Annotated in this window: 13 protein-coding genes; 5 read left to right on the plus strand and 8 right to left on the minus strand. The window is 71.6% G+C overall.

Annotated features, from left to right (window positions below):
* Positions 1–349: 349 nt before the first annotated feature.
* Together glyA and VH969_RS22620 are read right to left on the minus strand one after the other, a co-directional pair.
* Positions 350–1612: a serine hydroxymethyltransferase gene (glyA, locus tag VH969_RS22615; RefSeq protein ID WP_331977446.1), complete on the minus strand. Its 1263-nt coding sequence runs from the start codon at positions 1610–1612 to the stop codon at positions 350–352.
* Positions 1613–1659: 47 nt separating this feature from the next.
* The gene (locus VH969_RS22620) at positions 1660–2112 is read right to left on the minus strand and encodes an HIT family protein (RefSeq protein WP_331977422.1); all 453 of its coding nucleotides are present in this window, start codon (positions 2110–2112) and stop codon (positions 1660–1662) included.
* A gap of 30 nt (positions 2113–2142) precedes the next feature.
* Between VH969_RS22620 and VH969_RS22625 the strand changes: the two genes are divergently transcribed.
* The 3 genes from VH969_RS22625 to VH969_RS22635 all read left to right on the plus strand — a co-directional run bounded on the left by VH969_RS22625 (position 2143) and on the right by VH969_RS22635 (position 4224).
* On the plus strand, positions 2143–2808 hold the full coding sequence (locus VH969_RS22625) for a class I SAM-dependent DNA methyltransferase (RefSeq protein ID WP_331977424.1): 666 nt from the start codon (positions 2143–2145) through the stop codon (positions 2806–2808).
* Positions 2809–2908: 100 nt separating this feature from the next.
* Positions 2909–3094: an NfeD C-terminal domain-containing protein gene (locus VH969_RS22630; protein ID WP_331977426.1), complete on the plus strand. Its 186-nt coding sequence runs from the start codon at positions 2909–2911 to the stop codon at positions 3092–3094.
* Complete coding sequence (locus VH969_RS22635; protein ID WP_331977428.1) at positions 3079–4224, plus strand: SPFH domain-containing protein; 1146 nt, start codon at positions 3079–3081, stop codon at positions 4222–4224. Before VH969_RS22630 ends, VH969_RS22635 begins: the two co-directional genes overlap by 16 nt.
* On the opposite strand, the gene VH969_RS22640 is transcribed toward VH969_RS22635, so the two are convergent.
* The gene (locus tag VH969_RS22640) at positions 4225–4611 is read right to left on the minus strand and encodes a CGNR zinc finger domain-containing protein (protein WP_331977430.1); all 387 of its coding nucleotides are present in this window, start codon (positions 4609–4611) and stop codon (positions 4225–4227) included.
* Between the two features lies 1 nt (position 4612).
* Complete coding sequence (locus VH969_RS22645) at positions 4613–5035, minus strand: uL11 family ribosomal protein (protein WP_331977432.1); 423 nt, start codon at positions 5033–5035, stop codon at positions 4613–4615.
* Between the two features lie 75 nt (positions 5036–5110).
* Between VH969_RS22645 and VH969_RS22650 the strand changes: the two genes are divergently transcribed.
* Both VH969_RS22650 and VH969_RS22655 read left to right on the plus strand, forming a co-directional pair.
* Positions 5111–5890, plus strand: a complete 780-nt coding sequence (locus VH969_RS22650) for a class I SAM-dependent methyltransferase (RefSeq protein ID WP_331977434.1) — start codon at positions 5111–5113, stop codon at positions 5888–5890.
* Positions 5891–5907: 17 nt separating this feature from the next.
* Positions 5908–6684, plus strand: a complete 777-nt coding sequence (locus VH969_RS22655) for a GNAT family N-acetyltransferase (RefSeq protein ID WP_331977436.1) — start codon at positions 5908–5910, stop codon at positions 6682–6684.
* 158 nt (positions 6685–6842) lie between these two features.
* Here the strand turns inward: VH969_RS22655 and VH969_RS22660 are convergent, their stop codons facing one another.
* The 4 genes from VH969_RS22660 to VH969_RS22675 form a co-directional block, all read right to left on the minus strand.
* Entirely contained in the window at positions 6843–7361 is a 519-nt protein-coding gene (locus tag VH969_RS22660) for a gamma carbonic anhydrase family protein (protein ID WP_331977438.1), read from the minus strand.
* 14 nt (positions 7362–7375) lie between these two features.
* On the minus strand, positions 7376–8518 hold the full coding sequence (locus VH969_RS22665) for a serine hydrolase domain-containing protein (RefSeq protein ID WP_331977440.1): 1143 nt from the start codon (positions 8516–8518) through the stop codon (positions 7376–7378).
* A gap of 9 nt (positions 8519–8527) precedes the next feature.
* Positions 8528–9589 carry a threonine aldolase family protein gene (locus VH969_RS22670; protein ID WP_331977442.1) on the minus strand — a complete coding sequence of 354 codons (1062 nt, stop codon included), beginning with the start codon at positions 9587–9589 and terminating at the stop codon, positions 8528–8530.
* A 160-nt stretch (positions 9590–9749) separates the two neighbouring features.
* Positions 9750–10382, minus strand: a complete 633-nt coding sequence (locus VH969_RS22675) for an HAD family hydrolase (RefSeq protein ID WP_331977444.1) — start codon at positions 10380–10382, stop codon at positions 9750–9752.
* Between the last annotated feature and the right edge of the window lie 128 nt (positions 10383–10510).

The raw sequence follows: 10510 nt of genomic DNA on the forward strand, positions 1-10510 counted from the left end.
GTACTTCTTGCCTGATGTCGGCGCGACACCGGACGGCCTGACCAAGCCACGGTTTCATCCCTGATCGGGACGGATTGCGCCACCAGGTATTGATGGGACGTCGGCGGAGTCTATTGGTTGGACTTGCGACCTCCGCGAGGCGTCCCGCCAACTGGGCTTTCGACCTACTTTCGGCCCCCTGCCCATGATCGGTCCAGGGAATCGATCCAGCCGTACGAGCGCAGTACGCAAGAAACGTAGCCCCCACCCTCTCCGGGGGCACCCCTCGTGACCGTCAGTCTACCGGGGAGGGCTGACAAACAGGGTGGTCAGCCGCGTGCTGTGGACAACTGTGGCGGTTGTGGACAGGTCAGGCCCAGCCGGGCATCGGGTATGCCGACAGGAACTCCGAGACCTCCGCGGCGATCCTGTTGATCGCGGCATCGTCGCCCTCGTTGGCGGCCTGGATCGTGCGGTCCATCCACTCCGCGATCTGCGGCATCTGCTCCACGCCGAGGCCGCGGGTCGTGATGGCCGCCGCGCCGAGGCGGATGCCCGACGGGTCGAACGGCTTGCGCGGGTCGAACGGCACGGTGTTGTAGTTCAGCTCGATGCCCGCCCGGTCCAGCGCCTGCGCCGCCGGCTTGCCGCCGATGCCCTTGTTCGTCAGGTCGGCGAGGATCAGGTGGTTGTCCGTGCCACCCGACACGAGGTCGAAACCGCGTTCCAGCAAGGCGTCGGCGAGCGCCGAGGCGTTCGCCACCACGCCGGCCGCGTACTCGCGGAAGTCCGGCCGCGCGGCCTCGGCGAGCGCGACCGCGATGGCCGCCGTCGTGTGGTTGTGCGGGCCGCCCTGCAGACCCGGGAAGACCGCCTTGTCGATGGCCTTTGCGTGCTCGGCGTCCGACATCAGCATCGCGCCGCGCGGGCCGCGCAGGGTCTTGTGCGTGGTCGTCGAGATGACCTGCGCGTGGCCGACCGGCGACGGGTGCGCGCCGCCCGCGACCAGGCCCGCGATGTGCGCGATGTCGGCGACCAGCACCGCGTCGATCTCGCGGGCGATCTCCGCGAAGGCGGGGAAGTCGATGGTCCGCGGGATCGCGGTGCCACCACAGAAGATCAGCTTCGGCCGCTCGGCCAGCGCCAGCTCGCGCACCTCGTCCATGTCGACCCGGCCGGTGTCCTTGCGCACGCCGTACTGCACCGCACGGAACCACTTGCCCGTCGCGGACACGCTCCACCCGTGCGTCAGGTGGCCGCCGGCCGGCAGGGCCATCCCCATCACGGTGTCGCCGGGCTTCGCGAGCGCGAGGTAGACGGCGAGGTTCGCGGGCGAGCCGGAGTAGGTCTGCACGTTAGCGTGGTCGACGCCGAACACGGCCTTCGCCCGCTCGATCGCGAGCAGCTCCACCTTGTCGATGAGCTGCTGGCCCTCGTAGTACCGCTTGCCGGGGTAGCCCTCGGAATATTTGTTGGTCAGCACCGTGCCCGTCGCCTCGAGAACGGCGGTCGACACGTAGTTCTCCGACGCGATCAGCCGCACCTTCTCGAACTGCCGCCTGGCCTCGCCTTCGACGAGCTCAGCGAGCTCCGGGTCGGCCGCGGCCAGGTGCGGAATCGCCGGCTGGTGCATGGGGGGTGCCTCCATCGAGAACGCTGTCGGATCCGACCCACTGCACACTATCTGCCATCCGCCTGGAGATGTGCTCGCAGGCCACGCACCACCTGGGTGATCTCGTCGACCCCGCCGAGCTTGGCGCCGGACCACTCGTCCATCCGCGGCGGCCACCAGTACTCACGCGGCGTGCCCGGGTAGCGCGGGATGAGGTGCTGGTGGAGGTGGTCGACCTGGTGCCCGGCGACCATCGAGTACACGTGCTCGGCACCCGCGGCGCGCAGCGCGCGGCTGACCCGCGCGGCCCAGGTCCCGATCGCGGCGCCCTCGGCATCGGTGATGTCAGCGAGGCCGGGCGCGTGGCGACGCGGCTCGATGACGAGGTGTCCGAGGTAGACCGGCCCCGGCCCGCGCCCGGGCGCGCCGGGCAGCACGTGGGAGACGACGGCGAGCTCATCGCCGCCGACCGGGTCGAAGCCGGGGTCGCTTTGCTTGTCGCAAATGAAGCAGGACGCCATGTGGAAAACGTACGCGCTAGCGTGCCGATCGTGACGGAACCGGACTTCGTGCGGCGCACGCGGGAGTCGTACGACGCGACCGCGGACGACTTCGCGGTGTGGATCCGCGGCGAGCTCGCGGCCAAGCCGTTCGACCGGGCCGTGCTGGACGTGTTCGCCTCGCTCGTGTCCGGTCCGGTCGCGGACGTCGGCTGCGGGGTCGGCCGGATCACCGCAGCGCTGGCCGGCCTCGGGGTGGACGCGTTCGGTGTCGACCTGTCGCCGGGGATGGTGGCCGCGGCGCGGCGGGAGCATGCGGGCCTGCGGTTCGAGGTCGGCTCGATGCTGGCGCTGGACATCGCGTCCGGTTCGCTCGGCGGCCTCGTGGCGTGGTACTCGATCATCCACGTGCCCGACGACGAGTTGCCGGCCGTGCTCGCGGAGTTCCACCGGGTGCTCGCGCCGCGCGGCTACCTGCAGCTGGCGTTCCAGGTCGGTGACGAGCCAATGCACCTGACGTCCGCCGGCGGGCACGAGGTCTCGCTGGACTTCCACCGGCGGCAGCCCGCGCGGGTGGCGGAGTTGCTCGAGACGGCGGGTTTCGACGTGCGGGCGCAGCTGTGGCGCGCACGGGACGAAGAGGGCGAATTTCCCGAACGGACACCGCAGGCATACGTCCTCGCACGCAAGGATTTCGCAAAGCAACACGAAAGGTGATGCGGATCCCGCCTTGCGGCACTCCGCGTTGCGCTAGCGTTCGGGTTGTGAAGCGGCAATGACGGCCGACACATCTCCCGTTGGTCATACCGGGGTGCTGGTGGTCGGCACGAGGGGCGACGCCGGTCCCGGGGAGGTGCTGGTCAAGATTCGTGGTGGGTCGGAGGCGTTCCTGGCGTTCTCCGACGAGCCGCTTCCGAAGGGGACGACCGTCCTGGTCGTCGACACGCGTGGCGCGCGCACCGTCGGCGTCACGCCGTGGACGGATCCGTGGGGAGACCAATGATGTTCGGCTATCGCGTGCCCTCGCCCGACGAGGCGATGCTCATCTCGGGAGGGCGTAACAGGGCGGCAGGGGGTGCACCGTTCCGGGTCGTCACCGGACACGGCGCGTTCATCATGCCGTTCTTCCGGAAAGTCCGCTTCCTGTCTTTGAAGATGATCGAGGCGGAGGTGTCGGAGACCTGCGTGACCAAGCAGGCGATCGCGCTCAAGGTGCGCGCGGTCATCGCCTTCAAGGTCGGCAACGACACCGAGAGCATCGTCAACGCCGGTCAGCGTTTCCTGTCCGACCAGGGGCAGATGGCCGTCCTCACCGGACGGATCTTCTCCGGGCACCTGCGCTCGATCGTCGGCTCGATGACCGTCGAGGAGATCATCACCGAGCGCCAGAAGCTCGCGATGGAGGTGCTCGACGGGTCGGCCGTGGAGATGGCCCGCATCGGGCTCACGATCGACTCGCTGCAGATCCAGTCGATCGACGACATGGAGCTCGGCTACATCTCCGCGATGGCCGCGCCGCACAACGCCGCCATCCAGCGGGAGGCGCAGATCGCGCAGGCGAAGGCGGACCAGGAGGCGGCGGAGGCCGCGCAGGAGTCGGCCCGCCGGCAGGCGGAGTTCGCCCGGGAGACCGCGGTCGTGCAGGCCAAGTACCGGGCGGAGATCGACAAGGCGCAGGCCGAGGCGTCGCAGTCCGGCCCGCTCGCCGAGGCCACCGCGCAGCGGGAGGTCGTGGCAGCGCGCGCCGAGCTGGCGCTGCGTGAAGCGGACCTGCGGGAGAAGCAGCTGATCGCCGAGGTCGTGAAGCCGGCCGAGGCCGACGCGCAGCGCGTCCGCGTGCTCGCGAAGGCCGACGCGGAGGCGACGGAGATCCAGGCCGCGGCGGCCGCGTCGAACGACCGCGTCGCCCTGGACCGGCTCATCATCGAGCAGCTGCCGCAGATCGTGAAGGAGGCGGCGAGCGGCCTGCGTGGCGCGAACGTCAACGTGCTGAGCGGCGCCGACGGTCTCGGCGAGATGGCCGCCGGGCTGGTCGGCCAGGGCCTGTCCATCCTGGACTCGGTGAAGCGCGGACTGTCCCAGAAGGACGAGGAGCAGCTGAAGCAGGCGCCCCGCGGCGAGCTCGAGCCCTGATCACGCCGGCGGCCTGTGGTTCGGCCGGTGGCGGGTGCACCAGCGACGGGTGCGGCCGTTCGTGCGGTCCAGGAACGGTTCCGCGCACGTCTCGCAGCGCTTGAGCCTGCTCCAGCCGGCTACCGCGACGAGCGTCGCCAGGCCGCCCGCGGCCACGGCGAGCTCGTCCGCACGCCCGCCCGCGGCGACGTGGATCACCTGCCAGCCCTGGCGGGTGAGCGTCAGCCGCGGGCTGGTGCCGGCCAGTACGGTGTTGAGCCGCGCGGCCGCCAGCAGCTCGTCCGGCAGCGCGTACACCACTGTGGACAGTCCGGTCGCCAGCAGCCGCTCGGCCGCCGCGAGGGCGGGGTCGAGCGTGCGGAACGGCGGCACCGCGGCGGGTCGCATGTCAGTCCTCGATGGACACCCCCATCGAACGGGCGGTGCCGGCGACGATCCGCATCGCCGCCTCGATGTCGGTCGTGTTGAGATCGGGCAGTTTGCGTTCGGCGACCGTGCGCAGCTGGTCCCGGGTGAGCCGCCCGGCGCTGTTGTGGCCGGGCGCGGGCGATCCCTTGCCGCCCAGCGCCTTGCGGATGAGGAACGCGGTCGGCGGCGTCTTGAGGCGCAGCTCGAACGTGCGGTCCTCGAAGACCGTGATCACGGCCGGCACGAGCTCGCCGCGCTGCCCGGCCGTGGCCGCGTCGTAGTCGCGCTTGACCTCGACCAGGTTCACGCCGGTCTGGCCGAGCATCTTGCCGAGGTCCATCATCGGCGCGTCGCCCGCGGTCATCTCGATCGTGACGCGGAACGCCTGCTTCTTCGGTGGCATGACGCCGACGCTATGGATTGACGTTACGTAAAACTCAAGCGCCATTCTCGCCGCGGATCGGTACCGTCCGGGGACATGCTGGACGGGGACATACGTGCCTACTACGACCGCGGCGGCGAGCGCACGCGGCTCGACGGTTCGCTGGAACTGTTGCGTACCAGGGTGTTGCTCGAACGCCTCCTGCCTCCCGCGCCCGCGTCGGTGCTCGACGTCGGCGGCGCCTTCGGCGTCTACGCCACGTGGCTCGCCGAGCGCGGTTACGACGTGAAGGTCGTCGACCCGGTGCCGCTGCACGTGGAGTCCGCGCGCGCCAACGGGATCGTGGCTGTCGAGGGCGACGCGCGTTCGCTTCCCGAAGGCGACGAGAGCAGGCACGCGGTGCTGCTGTTCGGCCCGCTCTACCACCTGCTCGACCGGGCCGACCGGGTGCGCGCGTACGCCGAGGCCCGGCGCGTGGTGCGGCCGGGCGGTGTGGTGCTGGGCGCGACGATCAGCCGCTGGGCCCCGTGTTACGAGGTACTGCTCAACGGGATGGCGGGGTCGCCGGAGTTCGTCGCCGCGATGCGCCGCAGCCTCGACACCGGCATCCGCCGGGACACGCTGCACCTGGGGGATGGCTTCACCACGGTGTACTTCCACCGGCCCGACGAGCTGCCGGGCGAGGTCGCGGACGCCGGCCTGCGCCTCGACGACCTGTACGCGGTCGAAGGCATGGCACAGTGGATGCCGGACCTGGCGACGTGTCTGTCCGATCCGGACGGTCGGGCGCTGGTGCTCGAGCTCGCCGCGCGCACCGAGCGGGAGCCGTCGACGCTGGGCGCGACCGCGCACGTCCTGGTCGCCGCGCACCGGTGATGTGCTGGACTGTCGGCATGATTCGTGAGGAAGCGCTGGCGGCGTTCGACGAGCAGCTGCGCAACACCGTCCGGCCGGGCCTGGGCGGCGGTCGGTTCGAGCGGGTGGGTGACGTGATCCGCTGCGTCAGCCCGACGCCGGACGGGTGGAACGGCGTGGACTGGTCGGACCTCGACGAGACGACCGCGGACGCGGCGATCGCCGAGCAGGTCGCGTACTTCGCGGGGCTGGGGCGCTCGTTCGAGTGGAAGTACTACACGCACGACAAGCCGGCGGACCTGCCCGACCGGCTGCGCGCGGCCGGCCTGGCGCCGGAGGCGGAAGAGGCGCTGATGGTCGCGGCGGTCGCGGACATCCCGCTGGACGCGCCGGTGCCGGAGGGCATCTCGCTGCGCAGCGTGTCCGACGCGGCGGGTCTCGAACTGGCGCGGCGCGTGCACGACGAGGTCTTCGGTTGCGACCACGGCCCGATGATCGCGGCGATGCACGCCCGGTTGCGCGAGTCACCGGACGCGCTGGCGGTGGTGCTCGCGCTGGCCGGCGACCGTCCGGTGTCGGCGTCGCGGGTCGACTTCCACGCGGGCACGGACTTCGCCAGCCTGTGGGGCGGCGGCACGCTGCCGGAGTGGCGCCGCCGGGGCATCTACCGCGCGATGGTCTGCCACCGCACGAAGCTCGCCGCCGAGCGCGGCTTCACCTACCTGCGCACGGACGCCCTGCCGACCAGCCGCCCGATCCTGGAGAAGCTGGGCTTCACCCGCATCAGCACGACGATCCCATTCGTACGCCGCTGACCCACCCCCGGAACGCTCGCGCGCGCGTGCAGAACACAAGAAACGTAAGCCCCCACCCTCTCCGGGGGCACCCCTCGTGACCGTCAGTTTACCGGGGAGGGCTGACAAAAGGGGTGGTCAGCCGCGTGCTGTGGACAACCACGGCGGTTGTGGACAGCTCACGCCTCGGCGATGCCCTCGCGGTGGCGGCGGGCCAGCTCGCGGTAGATGGTCGGGTTGCCGTCGACCCAGGCCTTCGCGTCGCCGGCGAGCGGGAGGAACCGTTTGGCCGGCGACCCGAACGCCACGCTCTCCGCCGGGACCGACGAGCCCGGCGTCACCGTCGAGCCCGCAGCCACCATCGCGCGCGGGCCGACCACCGCCCCGTCGAGCACAGTCGCGCTGTTGCCGATCAACGCCTCCGCGCCGATCGTGCAGTGGTGGATCATGCACAGGTGCCCGATCGTCGCTCCGGGCCCGACCTCGCAGACGCCCTCGCCCACGTGGATCACCGAGTTGTCCTGCACGTTGGCCCCCGCGCGGATCACGATCGCGCCGAAGTCGGCGCGGATGACCACGCCGTACCACACCGAAGCGTCCGCCTCGACGGTCACGTCGCCGACCAGCGTGGCCGTGGGCGCGATCCACGCGGACGGATGGACGACGGGGCTCTTGCCCTCGAACGCGAACAGCGGCATGCCTCAACCGTAGGTCAGGCCGCCGCGAACACCGCTTCGATGAGCGCCGACGAGCGCGGGTCGACCATCCCGCCGGGCAGCATCTGGTTCACCACGTACCCGAACGACACCCCGCGGGCCGGGTGCGCGAAGCCCACCGAGCCGCCCAGCCCGTAGTGTCCGAACGACCCGGCCCCGGCCATCGGCCGCAGCGGGTACGACAGCTGGAAGCCCAGCCCGAACCGGCTCTCCACGCCAAGCACCAGGTCCGTCCCCTCGGCCTGCGGCGTGGTCGCCGCCGCCAGCATGTCCGGCGACAGCAGCCGCACGCCGCCGACCTCGCCGAGGCACGCGGCGTACATCGTGGACAGTGCCCGGGCCGTGGCCATGCCGTTGGCCGCGGGCATCTGCGCGGTCCACGCGGCCGGGTCGTTCATCGAGGCGAGCAGGCCGTTCGGGACGAAGAACGCGCGGTGCGCGAGCTGCGTCGGATCGAGCATCAGCGCGGTCAGCGGGTCCGGCGGCGTGCCCGGCGCGGGCGGCGCGGCCGGGATCAGCGGCGCCACCCGGCCGAACTCCGCCTCTGGCAGGCCGACGAAGAAGTCGACACCGAGCGGGTCGGCGACCTCCTTGCGCAGGATCTCCCCCGGCGTCACGCCGGTCACCCGCGCCAGGACCTCACCGATCAGCCAGCCGTAGGTCATCGCGTGGTAGCCGTGCGCGGTGCCCGGCTCCCACGCCGGCCGCTGTGCCGCGAGTGCCTCGACCATCGGCGTCCACTTGTACACCTCGGCCATCGGGATGACCGGGTCGACGTACGGCAGGCCGACCTGGTGGCTCAGGAGCCAGCGGACCGGCACCTCCGCCTTGCCCGCGGCGGCGAACTCCGGCCAGTACGCGGCGACCGGCGCGTCGAGGTCCAGCTCGCCCCGCTCGACGAGGCGCAGCGCGCAGATCGCCATCGCGCCCTTCGTCGCGGAGGCCACCATCTGCAGCGTCTGCCGCGTGTACGGTTCGCCGCCGGGCGCGACGACCCCGCCGACCAGGTCGACGACCTCACGGCCGCCGACCCACACGCTGCACGCCGCGCCGACCTCGCCGCGCTCGGCGAAGTTCGCCTCGAACACCTCGCGCACGCGCTCGAACCCGGGGGCGACCGTGCCGTTCACCTCGACCATGCCCGCAGACTAACCGGCCCGGCGCACGAGCTCCCGGACCAGCGAGGCGACCTCGTCCGGCGCGAGCTCCATCGCGCTCTCGTTGACGCTGACCTCGAACTTGCAGCGGCCCGGCAGGGTGTCGGACTGGATCCGGCCGAACAACTGCACGCCCCGCGCTGCGATCAGCTCCTTGCCGGCGCGCTCCGCGTCCTCCGGTGCGACATCGAGGTGGACGTGGAACAGCGGCGTCTGCGGCGGGTCGGGCCGAACCGTGACGACGCCGTCCTCGGCAAGCGCGCGGGCGATGGCGACCGCGTGGTCGCGGAAGGCCGGCATCCGTTGCGGGAGCGTCTCGAGGCCCATGAGCGCGGCGGCCGCGAGCGGCCAGGCGTCCGGAATCCCGCCACCGAGCCGCTGCCGCCAGACGCCGGCCTCGGCTGCGACGTCCTCGGGCCCGGCCAGCACCGCGCCCCGCACCCCGCGGAGTCCTTTGTAGAGCGACGTGTAGACGGTGTCGAACTGGCCGGCGATCTCGGCGTGCGGGCGATCGTAGAACGGCTGGGCCTCCCAGATGCGGGCGCCGTCGAGGTGCGCCGCGGCGCCCTGGTCGTGTGCCCAACTCGTCTGTGAGACGAGGTCGTCCCACTCGGGCAGCAGGCCGCCGATCTCCCGTTGCGGCAGCTCGATCAGCAGCGCGGCGGGCCGCTCGCCGGTTTCTTTCAGCGCGTCGAGGGTGAGCAGCCGGTGCCGGTCGCCGGCGGGGAGGAAGCGCAGGCCGTGCACGGCGGCGTAGCCGCGCTCCTCCCACAGGTCCAGGTGGGTCAGCGGGTGCGCGACGAACGCGCGGCGGCCGGTTCGCTCGGCGTGGATGCGCAGTGCGACCTGCTGGGCCATGGTGCCGCTGGGGAAGAACAGGGCGCGTGGCTTGCCGAGGACGTCGGCGAGCTTTCGCTCGAGTTGCGCCGTCACGGAGTCGTCGCCGCGGGCCACGGCGTCTTCGGGGAGCCATTTCGCCAGGTCGCGCAGCAGGGCGGCCGGCCGCCGGTGGGCGTAGTCGACCAGGGAACGGCGGATCTCCTCATCGCTCATGCCGACCAGTCTGGCCGGACTGTCGAGCGCGCGGCGCCGGCGGAGCCGCGTGGGTGGGCAGTGCGGACGGGCAGTGGCTGCCTGCGAAGGAGGCGGCGCACCTCGGCGAGGGCGAGCTCGCGCTGACGCCGAGCGCGATCACCGGTTCCCCGGACGCGCGTCACCTACGGTTCAAGATCAGCTCATCGAGCGTGACGTCGGCGAGCGAGTCGAGGACCTGATCGGCGGCGTCGAGCGGCAGGCCGGCGGTGACCTCGTTGGGCACGGCGACGCAGCGCACCCCGGCCGCCTTGGCCGCCGCGACGCCGACGGGCGAGTCCTCGAAGGCGAGCGCGTCCGCGGCCCGCACGCCGAGCGCGTCGATGGCCTTGAGGTAGCCGTCGGGCGAAGGCTTGCCTGCCTCGGAGACGATGGCGGCGAAGAGGTCGCGATCGAGCCCGGTGTTCTCCAGCTGCTCGTCGATCCATGGCCCGGGCGCCCCCGCCACGATGGCGCACGGCAGCCCGAGTTCGCGAGCCCGGTTGAGGTGCTCCCGCACCCCAGGCCGAGCGACGATCAACCCGGCACGGTGCGCCAGCCGCTTCGGCTCGAGGTCGTCCCAGTCCAGGGTGCGCCCAAGGGCGTCTTCGAGCTGGGCGACGGGCATGCATGGCCGACCGGCGGCCACCTCGCCCATCCAGTGCTCGGTGTCGAGCGCCTGCCCGAACCGCTCGAAGAGCGCCCGCCACGACGCGAGCCCGGCGACCTCACTGTCGACCAGCAACCCGTCGAAGCCGTACAACAACGCTCGCATATCCCTCAACGGTAAAGAACCAGGCTCAAGACCGGCTCAAGACAAAGACCGGGCCCACGTGCGATCACGTGGACCCGGCCGAGTGGAGCCGCCTGTCGGAATCGAACCGACGACCTGCTCATTACGAG

Source organism: Actinophytocola sp. (genome assembly GCF_036555685.1).
In the GTDB taxonomy this organism is placed as follows: Bacteria; Actinomycetota; Actinomycetes; order Mycobacteriales; family Pseudonocardiaceae; genus Actinophytocola.